The organism is Arthrobacter tecti, from assembly GCF_054511355.1.
The window spans coordinates 286,728-303,454 of sequence record NZ_JBTNCT010000003.1 but is presented as its reverse complement, the minus strand read 5'-3'; the positions used below and the strand labels follow the sequence as shown (position 1 = coordinate 303,454).

General features: G+C 64.8%; 16 protein-coding genes. 9 read left to right on the top strand and 7 right to left on the bottom strand.

The genetic code is table 11. The features are described from left to right. Nucleotides 1-68 precede the first annotated feature (68 nt). Together ACX80C_RS06155 and ACX80C_RS06150 are read left to right on the top strand one after the other, a co-directional pair. Entirely contained in the window at nucleotides 69-1,436 is a 1,368-nt protein-coding gene (locus ACX80C_RS06155) for a serine/threonine-protein kinase (protein ID WP_459325408.1), read from the top strand. Further along, a complete protein-coding gene (locus tag ACX80C_RS06150) occupies nucleotides 1,433-2,254 on the top strand; it encodes a hypothetical protein (protein ID WP_459325406.1) in 822 nt (273 codons plus the stop codon). The genes ACX80C_RS06155 and ACX80C_RS06150 overlap by 4 nt, the downstream gene beginning before the upstream one ends. Here ACX80C_RS06150 and ACX80C_RS06145 read toward each other — a convergent pair. After that, nucleotides 2,231-3,649: a GH1 family beta-glucosidase gene (locus ACX80C_RS06145; protein WP_459325404.1), complete on the bottom strand. Its 1,419-nt coding sequence runs from the start codon at nucleotides 3,647-3,649 to the stop codon at nucleotides 2,231-2,233. The two genes, ACX80C_RS06150 and ACX80C_RS06145, sit on opposite strands and share 24 nt — an antisense overlap. Nucleotides 3,650-3,789: 140 nt before the next feature. Between ACX80C_RS06145 and ACX80C_RS06140 the strand changes: the two genes are divergently transcribed. Then, a complete protein-coding gene (locus tag ACX80C_RS06140; RefSeq protein WP_459325403.1) occupies nucleotides 3,790-5,025 on the top strand; it encodes an MFS transporter in 1,236 nt (411 codons plus the stop codon). Nucleotides 5,026-5,028: 3 nt separating this feature from the next. Then, nucleotides 5,029-5,388 carry an ArsR/SmtB family transcription factor gene (locus tag ACX80C_RS06135; RefSeq protein ID WP_459325402.1) on the top strand — a complete coding sequence of 120 codons (360 nt, stop codon included), beginning with the start codon at nucleotides 5,029-5,031 and terminating at the stop codon, nucleotides 5,386-5,388. An 11-nt stretch (nucleotides 5,389-5,399) separates the two neighbouring features. Here ACX80C_RS06135 and ACX80C_RS06130 read toward each other — a convergent pair whose 3' ends face one another. Next, entirely contained in the window at nucleotides 5,400-7,223 is a 1,824-nt protein-coding gene (locus ACX80C_RS06130) for a gamma-glutamyltransferase family protein (RefSeq protein WP_459325401.1), read from the bottom strand. Between the two features lie 174 nt (nucleotides 7,224-7,397). Between ACX80C_RS06130 and paaI the strand changes: the two genes are divergently transcribed. The 3 genes from paaI to ACX80C_RS06115 are packed head-to-tail and all read left to right on the top strand — an operon-like array spanning nucleotide 7,398 to nucleotide 9,865. After that, nucleotides 7,398-7,880, top strand: coding sequence for a hydroxyphenylacetyl-CoA thioesterase PaaI (gene paaI / locus ACX80C_RS06125; RefSeq protein ID WP_459325400.1), 483 nt, complete (start codon nucleotides 7,398-7,400; stop codon nucleotides 7,878-7,880). Further along, nucleotides 7,877-9,208 carry a phenylacetate--CoA ligase PaaK gene (gene paaK, locus ACX80C_RS06120; protein ID WP_459325399.1) on the top strand — a complete coding sequence of 444 codons (1,332 nt, stop codon included), beginning with the start codon at nucleotides 7,877-7,879 and terminating at the stop codon, nucleotides 9,206-9,208. Before paaI ends, paaK begins: the two co-directional genes overlap by 4 nt. A gap of 51 nt (nucleotides 9,209-9,259) precedes the next feature. After that, nucleotides 9,260-9,865, top strand: coding sequence for a TetR/AcrR family transcriptional regulator (locus ACX80C_RS06115; RefSeq protein ID WP_167994513.1), 606 nt, complete (start codon nucleotides 9,260-9,262; stop codon nucleotides 9,863-9,865). Nucleotides 9,866-9,942: 77 nt separating this feature from the next. Here ACX80C_RS06115 and ACX80C_RS06110 read toward each other — a convergent pair whose 3' ends face one another. After that, complete coding sequence (locus ACX80C_RS06110; protein WP_459325398.1) at nucleotides 9,943-10,812, bottom strand: type IV toxin-antitoxin system AbiEi family antitoxin domain-containing protein; 870 nt, start codon at nucleotides 10,810-10,812, stop codon at nucleotides 9,943-9,945. Between the two features lie 198 nt (nucleotides 10,813-11,010). Beyond that, nucleotides 11,011-13,095: a phenylacetic acid degradation bifunctional protein PaaZ gene (gene paaZ / locus ACX80C_RS06105; protein WP_459325397.1), complete on the bottom strand. Its 2,085-nt coding sequence runs from the start codon at nucleotides 13,093-13,095 to the stop codon at nucleotides 11,011-11,013. Nucleotides 13,096-13,203: 108 nt separating this feature from the next. Here paaZ and ACX80C_RS06100 point away from each other — a divergent pair, with 108 nt between their 5' ends. Further along, the gene (locus ACX80C_RS06100; protein WP_459325396.1) at nucleotides 13,204-13,608 is read left to right on the top strand and encodes a PaaI family thioesterase; all 405 of its coding nucleotides are present in this window, start codon (nucleotides 13,204-13,206) and stop codon (nucleotides 13,606-13,608) included. 3 nt (nucleotides 13,609-13,611) lie between these two features. Here ACX80C_RS06100 and ACX80C_RS06095 read toward each other — a convergent pair whose 3' ends face one another. After that, nucleotides 13,612-14,208 (bottom strand): GNAT family N-acetyltransferase, encoded by a 597-nt coding sequence (locus ACX80C_RS06095; protein WP_459325395.1) that lies wholly within the window; start codon nucleotides 14,206-14,208, stop codon nucleotides 13,612-13,614. Continuing rightward, nucleotides 14,205-14,954, bottom strand: a complete 750-nt coding sequence (locus ACX80C_RS06090; protein WP_459325394.1) for a tyrosine-protein phosphatase — start codon at nucleotides 14,952-14,954, stop codon at nucleotides 14,205-14,207. The genes ACX80C_RS06095 and ACX80C_RS06090 overlap by 4 nt, the downstream gene beginning before the upstream one ends. 83 nt (nucleotides 14,955-15,037) lie before the next feature. Here ACX80C_RS06090 and ACX80C_RS06085 point away from each other — a divergent pair, with 83 nt between their 5' ends. Next, complete coding sequence (locus tag ACX80C_RS06085) at nucleotides 15,038-15,877, top strand: SGNH/GDSL hydrolase family protein (RefSeq protein WP_459325392.1); 840 nt, start codon at nucleotides 15,038-15,040, stop codon at nucleotides 15,875-15,877. Here the strand turns inward: ACX80C_RS06085 and ACX80C_RS06080 are convergent, their stop codons facing one another. Further along, entirely contained in the window at nucleotides 15,878-16,714 is an 837-nt protein-coding gene (locus ACX80C_RS06080) for an endonuclease/exonuclease/phosphatase family protein (RefSeq protein WP_459325391.1), read from the bottom strand. Nucleotides 16,715-16,727 lie beyond the last annotated feature (13 nt).

Genomic DNA, 16,727 nt, shown 5'->3' with positions numbered 1-16,727 from the left:
AAGTGTTCGGAGCCCTGCCGGGCGTCCTGCAGCCCACCACTGACAGCCCGCGTCGGTATAGTTAACAGATGGACAGCAAGCGTGCCGGTTCGGCACATGCTGCGACAACTGTGGGGGCCGATGGCCCCCAGGACGAGCCTGTCCAACACCAAATCCTCGGTGGCCGTTACCGGCTTGTCAGCCTAATCGGCCAGGGTGGTATGGCGTCAGTCCATCAGGGACGGGACGAAGTACTGGGCCGGAACGTAGCAGTCAAGGTTTTCCACACCGGGCCGATCGGATCGGATGACGAGGCCCGGCAGCAGGCCGAAGCGAGAATACTGGCCAGCCTGAACCACCCCAATCTGGTGACTGTATTCGACGTCGGCGTTGATAAGGAAGACATCCATCACCGGGCGTACCTCGTGATGGAACTGATCACCGGCGAGGACCTCCGCCGCACCAATTCCCATGCGCCACTCACTGAAAGTGAAACGAAGGCGCTGGGCCGCGGAGTGGCCCAGGCTCTGGCATATATCCATGACCAGGGTGTAGTCCATCGCGACGTGAAACCGGGCAACATCCTCATTGGTGCCAGCAGCAACCCCCGCCGGGCCGAGAAGCCCAAACTCACGGATTTCGGTATCGCCCGCCTCGTAGAAGATGCGCATCTGACTGCCACGGGCCAATCCGTCGGCACCGCTGCCTACTTCAGTCCCGAGCAGGCGGAAGGCCTTGGTGCGACCGCTGCCAGCGACGTCTATTCCCTCGGTCTGGTCCTGCTTGAATGCCTCACCGGGGAGACCGCCTTTCCCGGTCCCGCTGCGGCCTCGGCCGCCGCCCGCCTCCACCATGACCCGGCGATTCCTTGGCCGGACAGCGATTGGGGCCGGCTGCTCCGCGACATGACGCAGCGTGATCCGGCTGCCCGCCCTTCCGCGAAGGAGGTTTCGACAGTCCTCGATTCAGAGTTCAGTGAAGCCCGCCAGTCGGTTGTCCCAGCGAGGAATGTCGACGGCGATACCCGGACCGGCTTACCGACGGCAGCAGTAGGTGTGGTTGGGCCCGGCGAAGACGGCGAGACGACTGCGGCCCTGACGGCCGCTGATGCGACAGCAGCTTCGATGCCTGCCGCATCACACGAGGCGTTTCCCATAACGGCACAGCAACCGCAGCAGAACCGGCGCGGGACTCCACTGCACACTCCAGATGAAGAAGACGAAGGGGACCGTCGAGACGGGGCTTCAGGCTCGGTGATATCTTCGCGCAGGCGCAGGCCGGGAGTGCTGCAGTGGGCGCTGATTGTGCTTCTGGCGGTACTGACCCTCCTGACTGCGGCGGCTTTCCTTGTTCCGGCTCTTCTGCCGGGAACGGACTCCCAACCCATTGACTATCCTCCCGCGACCGGAGAGCTCGGCGAACTTTTGGACGATCTGCAGGAGAGCGTGACGCCATGATGAAGAAACCGTCCCGTCTTTACGCCGCAGGAGCAGCGTTGAGCCTTGCACTGCTCAGCGGCTGTAGTCCTGCCCCGGACGGTGATGCGGCCGCGATGCAGCAGCTCCAGGCTGATGTTCTGGAAGTCAGCCAACTTTCCGTGGGCGGCGACTTTGCTGAGGCTCTGGACGCGCTGGACAGCCTGAGTACACGGTTGGGTGCGCTCGCCCTCATCGGTGCGGTCGATTCCGCACAACAGCGGGAGATAGAAGAAGCGATAGCCAACCTTCGGGCGTTTCTCGATCGGAGCCTGGGCGGCGGCACGCCGTCTGAGTCAGCTACGCCGGCACCGGAGCAAACCAGTCCAGAGCCATCGGGCACCCCCGGCCTGACATTCCCACCCGCGCCCATTCAAGTGCCCGCTCCGGCGCCACCGCCCGCCCCTGCCCCCGAGCCTGCTCCCGCACCGGAGCCCCCTCCCGCTACTACCCCCGCACCGGATCCGGCGCCTGATCCCGAGCCCGCACCGGAGCCGGAACCTGAGCCAAGCCAGCCCCCACCTCCTGAACCGGAACCCGATCCTGCGCCGACGGAACCGGCCCCCACGCCAAGCCCCACTCCCGCACCTGAGCCGTCGGGTTCCCCAACACCTGCACCTACGGAGCCGTCCGGCCCCGGCGTCGGGCCGCCTGAACCGCCACCAGCCACGGAACCGCCACCAGGTTCCGAGCCACCCGGACCCCCTGGGGCACCTGGGGCACCTGGGGCACCTGGTGAGCCGGGCGGGCCTGGTGAGCCGGGCGGACCACCAGGGTCAGCCGGTGGGCCGGGCGGGTAGTCCGTTGGCGCGGATGACGTCGGCGAACCAGCGCGCGCTTGCCTTCGGGATGCGCCGCTGCGTTTCGTAGTCCACACGCACCACGCCGAACCGCTGGTGGTAGCCCCAGGACCACTCGAAGTTATCGAGCAGCGACCACGCCAGGTAGCCGCGGACGTCCGCGCCGTCTGCGATGGCGTCGGAGACGGCGTGGAGGTGTGATTCGATGAAGGTAAGGCGGTCCTGGTCATTCACGTAGCCGGATTCGTCCGGGTGGTCGTTGTATGCAGCACCGTTTTCGGTGATGTAAAGCGGGATGTTCCTGGGACCGGTGTAGTCCTGGTGCAGGCGGTTCAGAAGCCGGCGAAGGCCCTCCGGCTGAACCTCCCAGTCCATGGCGGTCACGGGCAGGCCGCGCGGAACCGAGGATACGCCGTCGGCCGCGACGTACGGCGAGGAAAGCTGACGGGCGGATTCGGGCCTATCCACGGGCGGCTGCGCTGTGGTGGTGACCGCTTCGCCGTGATAATAGTTCACCCCGAGCAGGTCGATCGGCGTGGCGATTATGTCAAGGTCACCGGGCTGGATGAAACGCTCGAAACCCAGGTGGCGTACGTCGTCGAGCGCGTCCTCCGGGTAGTGCCCTTTCACCACCGGGTCCAGGAAGATCCGGTTGAACTGTCCGTCGATGCGCCGGGCGGCGTCGCGGTCAGCCTCGCTGTCGGGATCGAGCGGGTCCGGAATGGTGAAGTTGAGGGTGAGTCCCAGTTGGGCGTCCGGGTCGCCCTTCCGCAGTTCACGCGTTGCCAGTCCGTGCGCAAGCAACAGATGGTGAGCGGCGGCCAGGGCCGCAACGGGTTCCTGTCTCCCAGGAGCGTGCTCACCCGAGGCGTACCCGAGGAACGCAGAGCACCACGGCTCATTCAGGGTGGTCCAGATCCGGACGCGATCGCCGAGTGCCTGGTGCATGGTTCTGGCGTACTCCGCGAAAAGGTGCGCCGTCTCGCGTTTGGTCCACCCGCCGTCGTCCTCCAGCGCCTGCGGCAAGTCCCAGTGGTAAAGGGTCAACCACGGCGTGACGCCCGCAGCGAGCAACTCATCCACCAGGTCCGAGTAGAACCGGATACCCGCCGGATTAGGGGTCCTGCCATCTGGCATGCACCGTGACCATGATGTCGAGAAGCGGTAGGCACCCAGCCCCAGTTCCTTCATGAGCGCAACATCCTCGGCGTACCGGTGGTAATGATCGCAGGCGACGTCGCCGTTATGGGCGTCAGCAACGGCGCCGGGAACGCGCGCAAAGACATCCCAGATGGAGTCCTGCCGACCGTCCTCGTGTGCCGCGCCCTCGATCTGGTAGGCAGCGGTAGCCGCTCCCCACAGGAACCCATCCGGGAAGGGTGTTGTTGCGTTCATGCTGGTTGCTCCTTACGCGTTTCCCTGAAACCCGATCATCTACCGGCAGAACGGCAGGATTTGGTTGAGAGTACAGCACGCATCCATGGCGCACGGGTTCATATGTGCACAACTGCGCACTTAAAGATATGTTTGTGTCCATGTTCAGCGTCCTACGCGTACCGACGTACCGGAATCTTTTCGCAGCCCAGGTGATCGCGCTGCTGGGAACTGGCCTGCTGACGGTTGCGCTGGGCCTGCTGGCCTTCGACCTCGCCGGCGGCCGGGCGGGCGCCGTGCTTGGCACAGCGTTAACCATCAAGATGCTCGCCTACGTCTTCGTTGCCCCGGTGATGGCGGCCCTGGTGGAAAGACTGCCGAAGAAGGCCGTCCTGGTGGGCGCGGATCTGGTGCGCGCCGGCATCGCGATGACGTTGCCCTTCATCGACCAGGCCTGGCAGATTTACATCCTGGTGTTCATCCTGCAATCGGCCTCCGCGACCTTCACGCCGGCTTTCCAGTCACTGATTCCCGTTGTCCTGCCGAAGGAACGCGACTATACGCGGGCCCTGTCACTCTCACGCCTTGCCTACGATCTGGAGGCCCTACTGAGCCCGGTCCTGGCCGCCGCGCTGCTGACGCTGATGAGCTACTCGAACCTCTTCCTGGGGACGATGGCCGGCTTCCTGTTCTCAGCGGTGATGGTTGTTTCCGCCCGCCTGCCCTCCGTGCCGGCACACGCCAACACCGGCTCCGTGTGGCATCGCACGACGCTGGGCAGCCGGATCTTCCTTCGGGATCCTTCCCTGCGCGCCCTGTTGGCCCTGAACCTTGTGGTCGCCGGCGGAACGGCCCTGGTGCTGGTCAACACGGTGGTTTACGTCCGGGACATCTACGCTGGCTCCAATGCTGAAGTCGCAGCGGCTCTCGCCTGCTTCGGTGCGGGTTCCATGGTGATCGCCCTGATCACTCCGCGCCTCCTGGAACGGATAACTGACCGCAACTTCATGCTCGCAGGTGCGGCTGTCATCAGTGCCGGCGTGGCTGCTGCAGCCCTGGTTGTCCTTGCAGAACCGCCGTGGGCTGCGATGCTGGCGGTCTGGGTGTTCCTCGGTGCCGGCACCTCAATGATCAATACGCCCTCGGCGCGACTGCTGCGCCGGGCGGCCACTGATGCAACGAGGCCGCACCTCTTCACCGCACAGTTCTCCCTGTCCCACGCCTGCTTCATCCTCACCTACCCGATAGCCGGCTGGGTTGGCGCGGTCGCCGGTCAGGTGAGCGCCGCCGTCGTTCTTGCTGCACTGGCTACACTGGGCACTGTAGCGGCGCTTCGCCTCTGGCCCACAGAGCCCGCAATGAAGGCCGATGGGATGTCCACGTTGTCGGGAAGGTGAGACATGAGCGAGAGTCCGATACCCGGTGCGCCGAGCCTGCACCACCCGATCACGCCGGATAGCGCGCGCCTGGAAGCGGGCGCAGCGACCTTCCGGATGCTCGCTGATCCCACGCGGTTACACATACTTTGGCTCCTCGCTGAGCAACCTGCGGGTGTGGGCTCCCTCGTAGAGCGGACGGGCGCAACCCGGACGTCAGTCAGTCAACACCTGGCGAAGCTGCGCTTTACCCAACTGGTCAGCGCGAAGAGGGAAGGCCGGAACGTTGTGTACAGCATCATCGACGGGCACCTTGCACGCCTGGTCCGCGAGGGGATGAACCACGCAGACCACCGCGTCACGGGCGAACCCACACACGAATAGCTACCGGACCGCTAGGGCGGAAGCACCACACCGCTGGCGGTGTCGTTGCGGGGCTCCGCGCCGATGCGGGCCGTCGAACCGTCCTCGCTGATCTCGAGCATGTTGGCTGTTCCGAAGATCCCGATCCCGATCGCGATATTGTGTCCGCGGGCGCGCAAATCCTCGACCGTCGAAGCCGGGTAGTTCGTCTCAACGTGCAGGATATTGTCCGCGGGATAAGGGAAGATCGACGCCGGGAATGCTGTGCTTACGAAACGCGGCTGCGCGACGGCCTCCTGCGGACCCAACCCGAACGCCACCACGTTCATGAACTGTTGGAGCTGCGCCTGCGGCTGGGTATCGACGCCCGTGTTCCCGCCGAGCAGGTACGGCCGGCCGTCCCGGAGCACCATGTACGGGTTGGACGTGTGCCGTACGGTAGCGCCCGGGGCCACGGCGTTCACGTTGTCCGGATCGGTTGACATGAACTTCATGCGCTCGTTGATGTGGATGCCGGTATCTCCGACCACCAGGAACTGGCCACCCAGGCTGGTGGTGACCGCTGCGGCGTTTCCTTCAGCATCCGTCACGTGGACGGTTGTGGTGTCCGTCGCCTGCCGGTCCAGCCCGGCTTCGATCGGCCACTCGGCCGCGCGTTCCATATCGATCCGGGCGCGTTGTGCGGCGGCATACTCGTCCGAGAGCAGTTCCTCCACGGGCACTTCCATGCGGGCCGGATCGCCGATGTACTCGAAACGGTCCGCGTAGGCGAGCTTCACCGCCTCCACCTGTCGGTGGACCACGTCAGGGTCCGACGGCGACCGCCCGACCCAATCCTCAGCCTTCAGGATATTCAGGGCAAGGAGCATCGCGATCCCCTGGCTGTTCGGCGGATTCTGCAGCACCGTGAGGCCCTGGCCCCAGTCGATCGAGATTGGATCCACCTGCTCCGCCTCGTACCCGGCGAAGTCTTCAAGTGTCAGGTACCCGCCGAACTCGTCGGAATAGGCAACGATCGCCTCCGCCAAGGGGCCACGGTAGAAGTAGTCCCGAGCGGCCTGGATGCCGGCCGCGTGGGAGGCGGCCTCGTCGCCGGAGGAGGCGGCGCCGTCGTCGTACGCGGTTGCGAGCGCCTCGAGCGTGTCGGCGAGATCGGGCTGTGTGACGGTCTGGCCGGTCGCAACAAGCGCACCATTCCGCAGGTACAGCTCGCTCAGCTTGGGACTGTTCCGGATATTGGCTTCCTGCTGGGTCAGCCAAAAGGTCATCTCGGTGCTGACCGGGTAGCCGGCCCGCGCAATCCCGATCGCGGGAGCGAGCACCTCGCGCAGGTCCAGTCTCCCGTGGTCGCGGAGCCACAGCATCCAGCCGTCCCACGCGGCGGGCAGGATTGCCTGGTGTATCCCGTACTCACCTGCGCGGGCGGCGTAATCCTCCAGCGTCGCCTTGCTGCCCACGGGACCCACACCGTTGAGGCTCGTGGCTTCCTGCGTGCCGGCGTCGTAATAGAGAGCCCAGGTGTCACCGCCCAGAACGCTCGAATAAAACGGCTCGACGACGGTCAACACCGCGGCTACCGCCACCGCCGCGTCGGCGGCGGACCCGCCCGTGTTGAGGATCTCGGCTCCGGCGTCGGTTGCGAGGGAGTTGGAAGAGACAACCGCCTGGACGTGCGGCTGGGCCGGCGTCGTTGTTAGCGCTTCTGTTGTCGGGGCCGGAGTTGTTGGTGCTTCTGTTGTTTGTTCGGTGCTTGCCGAAGTCGGCGCGGTTTCCGGTGAATTCGGGATCGTGCAGGCCGTGATGGTCCACACCGAGCACACTGCGATGGCCAGTAGCCGGGAAATCCGTTGTCGCAAAGCGTACCCCTTTCCGGAGCGCCGCTGTGCGGAACAGACTAGCACCGCTGGCGGGTCCGCGGCAGGGCCTTTTTGCGTGACCCGTGTGTGCCACATAGCCTTCACCTGCTTGACAGTCGGCGCCGTCCCGGTATTACCTAATGAACATTCGGTAAATAATTCTGAGAGGCCTTCATGAAGGACACTGACGTCCGTCCTGCACACCCCATCCTCGAACAGGATCACGCCTCTCGCTGGCTGGGAATCGACGTGGTCCAGCTCGCGGACGGGCATGCCACCATCACCATGCGCCTCCGCGAGGAAATGCTCAACGGCTTCGGCATTGCACACGGCGGCATGGTCTTCGCCTTCGCCGATTCGGCGTTCGCGCTCGCCTGCAATCCGGTTGGCGAGACGGACACCATCACGGTTGCATCCGGCGTCGACATCAACTTCCTCTCCTCCGCCCTGCCGGGCGAGCTGCTTACCGCCGTTGCCAAACGGCGGGCGTCCGCCGGCCGCAGCGGGCTCTACGACATCGCCATCACAGCTGCGGACGACGACGGCGACACGCGCCTCATTGCCGAGTTTCGGGGACGCTCGCGCACCGTCCCCAACCGCCGCGCTCAGCCGTCCGTGAACGCGCCGACCAACAAGCCCGAAGAGAGGAACGCATGAGCACTACAGCCATCAAGGCAACCGCAGCGGACGCCGCAACCTGGGATGCCGAAGAGGGCTTCGACCGCGGACGCATCGAAGAACTGCAGCTGGAGCGCCTCCAGTGGACGGTCAAGTACGCGTACGAGAGGGTGGACCTCTACCGCCGCAAGTTCGACGACGCCGGGGTTCATCCCACCGACCTGCGTGAGCTGTCGGACCTCGCCAAGTTCCCCTACACAACCAAGGAAGACCTTCGGCAGACCTACCCGTTCGGCATGTTTGCGGTTCCGCAGGAGCAGGTGGCACGGATCCACGCGTCCTCAGGCACCACAGGCCGACCCACCGTCGTCGGCTATACCACTGGGGATCTCGACCGGTGGGCCTCGCTTGTGGCGCGGTCCCTGCGGGCGAGCGGGGTCAAGAAGGGGCACAAGGTTCACAACGCGTACGGCTACGGGCTGTTCACAGGCGGCCTGGGCGCGCATTTCGGTGCCGAGAAGCTGGGTTGCACGGTCATTCCGATCTCCGGTGGGCAGACGGAGCGCCAGGTGCAGCTCATTCGCGACTTCGAGCCCGACGTCATCCTCAGCACCCCCACCTATCTGCTCACCATCCTCGATGCGATGGTGGCAGCCGGGATCGACCCACGAAGCACCTCGTTGAAGACCGCCGTGCTCGGGGCCGAGCCATGGACATCCGAGATGCGGCACGAGCTTGAGGAACGCATGGGTTTCGACGCGTGCGACATCTACGGACTCTCGGAGGTGATGGGGCCAGGCGTCGCCGGCGAATGCGTTGAAACCAAGGATGGCTCGCACATCTGGGAGGACCACTTCCGCCCGGAAATCATTGACCCGTTCACCGATGCGGTGCTCGACGACGGCTCATCCGGGGAACTGGTCTTCACCTCGCTGACCAAGGAAGCGCTGCCCATCATCCGCTACCGAACGCATGACCTCACGCGCTTGCTGCCCGGCACGGCCCGCCCGGGGATGCGCCGGATGGACCGGATTACGGGACGCAGCGATGACATGATCATCCTGCGCGGCGTGAATCTCTTCCCCACGCAGATCGAGGAGATTGCGCTGCGGATTCCGGCACTGAGCCCGCACTTCCAACTGGAGCTCACCCGCCCGGAGGGACAGCGGATGGATCAGTTGACCATCCGGATTGAGCCTCGCGAGGGTGTGAGTTCCGACGACGCCGCGGCTGCCGCTTCCCAGCTGAGCGAGCAGATCAAGATTCACATCGGATCAAGCTGCGCGGTATCGGTTGTGGAGACGGGTTCCCTGGCGCGCTCCAGCGGGAAGCTGAAGCGAATTTATGACCTGCGGCCCAAGGCGTAGCTCGGCGTTTGGAAGCGCTGCTGACCGAACGTTCATGCGAAAATAGCCCGTATGCCCAGTTCACAGGCCGCAACCCGTCGCGGACGTCCCGGATACGACCAGCAGACAGTCCTCAACATCGCCGTTGACGTCTTCAACCGGCACGGCTACGAGGCTACCTCGATGGGCGTGCTCGCCGAGAACCTGGGTATCAGCAAGTCTGCTATCTACCACCACGTACCTTCGAAGGGCGATCTGCTGCGCCTGGCGCTGGATCACGCGCTCGGTGGGCTCGAGGCCGTCCTGACACACGCTGACGCAACCGATGGAAAGGCTGACCAGCGCCTGGAATATGTGCTGCGCGGCACCATCGCCGTGCTGACCGAGCGGTTGCCCTTCGTGACGCTGCTCCTGCGGCTGCGCGGCAACACGGAGGTTGAGCGCGAAGCCCTTGAGCGCCGTCGTGCGTTTGACCATCAAGTGGCAGCACTGGTGGAAGCCGCCCGGTCCGAGGGATCGGTGCGCAAGGATATTGATCCCCGCACCACCACGCGGTTGCTCTTCGGCACTATCAACTCCCTGGTCGAGTGGTACAAGCCGGGCGGCCCCCTGACGCCCGAGAAACTTGCCGACGACGTCATCGCCATGGTCTTCGAGGGCCTCCACCACCACGCCTAGCTCCGCCGCTTTGCCCGGTGCTCGCGCCCGGTCCTTCCCGCCCGGTCTCAATCGATGCACCCACTCAATCGCCCGGTTCACTGGGTATGTTTAGACATGCCCAGTGAACCGCCGGATTCGATGGGAGCACTTGCGCGGATGTGCGTGCCGCGGTGAGCGGCGAGCGTCTGCCGAACCATTTTGAGATACGCCTCAGGACGGTCCACGACTTGACCGCGGGTCACACGCAGGACCGGGACACCACCCACTGTGAGCAGGTTCCAACGACGACGGTCCTCTTCGAACTCCACCGGCCCGCTGTGATATTCCCTTCCATCGGCTTCGATTCCGAGGATCCCGTCGACGAAGAGATCCAGCCGCCCGACCCCCTTCACATAGACCTGGGACTGAACGGCGAGCCCGGCTTCTCTGAGTGGATATCGCGCGACGGTCTCAAGTATGGACTGTGAATGCGGGTCTACGAGGCTTATGATCCGACGCAGTGGCGCATCCCGTTTACCGCCGGTACTGCTTCGGAGTTGCTCGAGTGAAACCAGCCGCCTCACAACTGCGGACTCGACAATACAGAGCGCATCTAGCTCGGGCAGGCACCGCATAACCTGCAGGCAGATGAGCAGAGGTGTTACCGGCCGCGCTGCTCTATGCACCCGGACGTCCGGCCCGACCTGGCGCGCTTGGTCGAAGCACACGTGCAAGAGCGTTGGTTTGCGCAGCACCCACAGGTTGAGTCGCTCGGCGGCGCTGATGCAGGCAAGCTCCCCGCCCATCGCCGCAGCTGCAATCCTTCCGCGGTCGGCGTCCGGCAACGCGTAGATTCCGCGTCTTGCCTTGGCTACCCTACGTTGCTCCAGTGCGCGCTGAAGCTTCCTCGCACTGATTCCGGCAGCAACCAGGTCGCGTCTGCGGCAGACTCCTCCATGCAGGATCAGCACGTTCTCAATCTCCATGGGATCCATGGTGGCCGAGTCAGCCGACGCGCGGGGACGAACCCACTCCTATGTGGAAAAGTCGCCCCAGATCGGTTTGGGGCCGCACGTAGGACGCACACTATGCCCCACCGAATCATAGGTTTCACCGGGTATGTCTAGACATACCCCGTGAAACGTCGGAGTCGGTGGGTTGATTCACACGCCGAAGCGGAAAGGCTACTTCTCCACGAGCGTCAGGACGTCATAGGTGGCAACAATCTCGTCGTCCTGGTTGGTCAGCACCGCATCCCAGGAAACCTCGCCGTACTCCTCATCCTCGCGCGGGGTGATCCGCTTTGCCGTGAGCGTGACGCGGATGGAGTCCCCCGCCGCAACGGGCGTAATGAACCGCAGGTTCTCGAGCCCGTAGTTAGCCAGGACCGGCCCCGGCGCAGGCTCAACGAACAGCCCCGCGCCCCAGGAGAGCAGCAGGTACCCGTGCGCCACGATGCCCGGGAAGAACGGGTTCGCCGCGGCAGCTTCCTCATTGGTGTGCGCGTAGAACTTGTCCCCCGTGGTGTTCGCGAAAGCCGTGATGTCCTCGAGCGTTACCTGGCGCAGGTCGGAGCGGATGGCATCGCCGATACGCAGCGTTGCCAGCTTCTTCCGGAACGGGTGCTCCTCGTCGAAGGTGCGGTCCGCTCCGGCGTGCCAGACGCCCGTGACGGCGGTGAGCATGTTCGGTGAACCCTGCAGTGCCGTGCGCTGCATATGGTGCAGCACCGAACGGATGCCACCGAGCTCCTCGCCACCCCCTGCCCGTCCAGGGCCGCCGTGCACGAGGTGCGGCACCGGCGAGCCATGCCCGGTTGAAGTCCGCGCGTCCTCCCGGTTCAGCAGGAGCACACGTCCGTGGTGGGCAGCGATCCCCAAAACCAGTTCGCGGGCAATAGACGGATCATTGGTGCATACTGTCGCCACCAGGGAACCCTCGCCCATGGCGGCCAGGCGCACGGCGTGGGCGACGTCGTCGTACCCTACAACGGAGGCGACCGGGCCGAACGCCTCCACCGTGTGAAGCTCGACGGCGTCGGCGTTCTCCCAGGTGAGGAGGACCGGCGACATGAAGGCACCATCTTCGACGACGTCCACCGTCCCGTCCGCCTGCGTAACCCGCGGTGAATCCAGGGTTCCGTACGCCAGCTCACCACCGGCGGCGATCATGGATTCGACGGCGGCGCGAACGTCCCGGAGCTGGCCCAGCGATGCGAGCGCACCCATGGTGACACCCTCCGCGCGTGGGTCACCGAGCGTGACGCGCTGCTCGATGCGGTCGCGCGCGGCAGCAACGACGTCGTTGACCAATGCTTTGGGGACCAGCGTGCGGCGGATGCTCGTGCACTTCTGGCCGGCCTTGACGGTCATCTCGGTGACGAGTGACTTGATGAAGGCATCGAATTCGGGGGTGCCCGGCACTGCATCCTCACCGAGGATCGCGGCGTTCAGGGAGTCAGTCTCGGAGGTGAACCGGACACCGCCGGTTGCAACGTTCTCGTGGGACTTCAGCTTGTTGGCGGTGGAGGCCGAACCGGTAAAGGACACCAGGTCGCGGTAGTCCAGGTGGTCCAGCAGGTCGCGGGCCGGCCCGGAAATCAGCTGCAGTGAACCAGCCGGCAGGATGTTCGACTCGATGATCAGCTTCACCACGGCGGCGGTCAGGTAACCGGTCGGCGTTGCCGGCTTCACGATGGTCGGCACACCTGCAAGGAAAGACGGCGCGAGCTTCTCCAGCATGCCCCACACAGGGAAGTTGAATGCGTTGATCTGCACGGCCGCACCGGGAATGCGCGTGTAAATGTGCTCACCGACGAAGGAGCCGTCCTTGGACAGCACTTCCGTTGGCCCGTCGATGACTACCTGCGAGTTCGGCAGCTCACGCCGCCCCTTCGAACCGAAGGTGAACAGGACGCCGATACCGCCGTCGATATCCACCATCGAGTCCACCTTGGTGGCGCCGGTGCGGGCGGAAAGTTCGTACAGGTGGTCCCGCTGCCCGTTGAGGAACTGCGCGAGGGCCTTGAGCTTCAGCGCGCGCTGGTGGAAGGTGAACTGGCCCAGTTCGGTCTGGCCGGTGGTGCGGGCGTATTCGACGGCGTCGGCGACGTCGAGCCCGTTGGTGCTCACCAGGGCGAGCAGTTCGCCGGTGCTCGCGTCCCGGACTTCCGTCGAGTTCTCCTCGGAGAGAGTGTGCTGGTCCGGTGTCCACCAGGCGTCGCGGATGAAGCTGGGGACGATGTCCACGCTGAGGGCGGTCGAAGTCATCGTTGACCTTTCGCTTTCGGGGCTCGATGAGGATGCTGGAAATTACTGAACGGACGTTCGGTAATATGTCCAGAGTACATTAAACGCCACACCCATTAGGAGCCTTCAATGACCGGCGAACCCTGGCAGATCACCCTCGGCGAGCTCGACGAGAAGATGGGCGTGAGAATCACCGAGCAGTCCGTGGAGCGTGTTGTGGCCACGATGCCGGTGGAGGGGAACCGGCAGTCGTTCGGGCTGCTGCACGGCGGCGCGTCCCTTGCCGTCGGTGAGGCCGTGGGCTCCTGGGCCGCCGTCATCCACGCGAGCACACTGGGGAAGACCGCCGTCGGCGTGGACGTTTCAGCTACCCACCACAAGTCCGCCCGGGACGGCGTCATCACCATCACGGCCACCCCCATTCACCTGGGCCGCACCCTCACCACGCATGAGGTACTGATAACCAACGACGACGGCGAGCGCCTCTGCACGCTGCGCATCACCAACCTGCTGCTCGAGAAAAAGAAGAAGTAGGCCCTAAGGGCGGCGCTTGGCCAGCCGGTACTCGAGGTGCGAGCGGACCATCGGCCACTCCGACGCGATCACCGAGAACACCACCGTGTCCCGGACCGTTCCATCCGGCATGCGAACATCCCCCCGAAGCACGCCGTCCTGTTTCGCCCCGAGCCGGGCAATCGCCTCACGGGACTGGTGGTTCATCCAGTGCGTCCGGAATTCGACAGCGGTGCATCCTAGGGTCTCAAAAGCGTGCGTCAGCAGGAGCAGCTTGCTTTCGGCGTTGGTGCCGGTGCGCTGGGTCGAAGGACGGTTCCAGGTGTACCCGATCTCAACCTTCGGCGTGTCAGCGTTGATGTTGCAGTACGTCGTCATCCCCAAGACTTGACCGGTATCCGAGCGCCGCGCGGTAAACGGCAGCATCGAACCCTCGCGCTGCTTCGCGAGGCGTCCCTCAATCTCCCCGGCCATGTCCTTCGGCGTGGGTATCCGGGTGTACCAGAGGTTCCAAAGCTCGCCGTCACGCACCGCGTCAACCAGGCCGTCGTGGTGCTCCATGGACAACGGTTCCAGCGTCACCAGCTGCCCCCGTAGCGTCACCGGCCCTATCGCACTCACGCGGTCAGCCTTTCCCGCACGGCGCCAACTTCCTTCTGGGAAAGGCCTGCGTCCAGCAGATAGGTCCCGGCGTCAAACCCGTTCAACAGGTCCAGGAGATGCTCACGCGTGCGGCTGATCCACTCCTGAAGTTCTTCCGGCGACTTCGGCGTTTCCCTGGGCTTCTCCTGCGCGAGGTGGTGCTCATTGATTCCGTGGACAGCCAGCGCATAATCATCAGCGATGTCCTCGTGCGGCACTCCTGCCAGCGCGAGCAGCACGGCAGTCACCATGCCCGTCCGGTCCCGTCCTGCAGCACAGTGCACGACGACGGCGCCCTCCGCCCCAGCGACGGCGCGCACCACCGCAGCGATCTTCTGCGGCCAGCGCCGCAGGTTCTCGCCGTAGTACTCCGGTGAGTTCAGGTAGGGGCCTGCGAGCGCCATGAATTCCTTATCGGACTGGTCTTCGGTGGGGCAGTTCACCACCCGGAAGCGGTCCAGTACAGCACTGTTGAGTACGGGGTCCGTCTCCCGCCGTCCCCGCTCCTGTGGGTTCCGCAGGTCGATCACGGTGCGGACGCCGTCGTCGTACGCCTGCTGCCAGCCAGCCTCCGTCAGCCACTCCTGACGGCCCATCCGGTAGAGCCGGCCTGGCCTGACCGCCGGGCTGACCCCGCCAAGGTCGCGCGCATTGACCGCACCCTCCCAACGAACCGTGCGGTGGGTACTGCTCCGGTGCAGGGCATCCAACTCAGTCAAGGACATGCTTCCAAGGCTACCGGCGACCGCTCCGGAGGACGCGCCGAAGTGCTATGTTCGCGGCGTCCGATCAGGAGTATCTTGAGCCAATGAAACTCTTTCGGATAGCGGCCGGCGCGCTTCTCGCGTCCGGCCTGGTTGCTGGATCAGCGGTTGCGCCGGCGTCAGCGGGCGAGCGGGACACCATTGATTACGTCGCCTTCGGTGACTCTTACGCGGCAGGATTCGGGGCGGGGTCCTACACTGAGGGCGACGTCTGCGGCCAATCCCCGCTCGGATATCCCGGCCTCCTCGACGAACGGAGACGGATCGAACTGGATGCCAACCTGGCCTGCAGCGGAGCCACCGCGCTGGGCGATGTGCCGCTGCAAATAGGCGCAGCAGTTCAATCAGGTGTGCTGAACAGGAAAACCGACTTGGTCACCATCTCCGCCGGGGGCAACGACGTGCGATTCCTGACGGTCATCGGCGCCTGCACGAGCCCCGTGCCGGCGGATTGTGAAAACGCGGTCGCGGCAGCGACGTTCTACGCGCAGACGACCCTTGCTGCGAACCTCCCGAGCGTGTACGCGGGCATCAAGGCGAATACCGGTAAGGCGCAAGTGATCGTGACCGGCTACCCGCACCTGTTCTCGCCGGAATTTGGAAACGCAGTACCCGTGGCACTCGGGACGTTCCAGGGCGTACTCACCCCGGAGGACCAACAACTGTTCAACGACGGCACGGACGCACTCAATGACGTCATCCGCGCGGCGGCAAAAACCGCAGGTGTGAAGTACGTTGACCTGACCAAGCGGTTCGCCGGCCACGGCTTAGGCTCACCGCAGCCGTGGTTCACCGCCGGGACGGCCCTGGACGGGCTGCACCCCAACGCCAAGGGCTACAAGAACGGCTACCTCCACGAGGTAAAAAAGGTGGTCAAAGACTAGCTAGTCCACCGTAATGATCGCCTGCACCGGCGTGTGGTCGGAAGGCCAGGCGCCGTCGTAGCGTGTGGTGTTGATGCCCGTCTCCACCACCGTCACACCGGAGTTCACCATCACCCAGTCAATCCGTTTCCGCCCCTGCTTCGGCGCGCGGTAATGCGGGAACGTGCCCCAGAGCTCGGTGAGCCGTTCCTCGGCGACGTCCCACGCGTCCGTGAGCACGTCATCGCTGGTCAGCGCCTCGTACGGCTGCGACGCGGCGCCCGTGTTGAAGTCGCCGAGCACGACGACGGCGCCCTGGGTCCTCGCGACCAATGACCGGATTGCCACCACGGACTGCTGACGGGACTTTCGGGACATATGGTCCAGATGCGTATTGATAATCGTAAGTTCCTTGCCCGTCTCCCGGTCCCGGAACCGCCCGGTCACGATGATGCGGGGGATCAGGTTGCCCCACCCGTTGGACCCGGGTTCATCCGGGGTGTTGGAGAGTGCGTCCTGGTCCCAGTCCAACAACTCAAGCCGCGCCGAGTCATAGACCAGCGGGCACTGCTCGCCGCCGCCGTCGGCATTGCGCCCGCGGCCGATGCTGCTGTACCTGTCCCCCAGGCCTTCAAGAATGGCGGGAAGCTGGTCCGGCAGGGCCTCCTGCACGCCCAGGATGGTGGGCTGCTCGGCAGCAAGCAGGCGACGGACAAGGGGCTCCCGCCTGCCCCAGTGATCGTGGCTCCATGGATTCACGTGGGCAACCCGGCGTCGGATGTTGTAGGTCATGATGTGCAGTTCAGGCGCTTCGACAGGCCCGACTAACGGCTTGTCCGCAAGGGTCCGCTCGCTCATGGAGAAAACACTA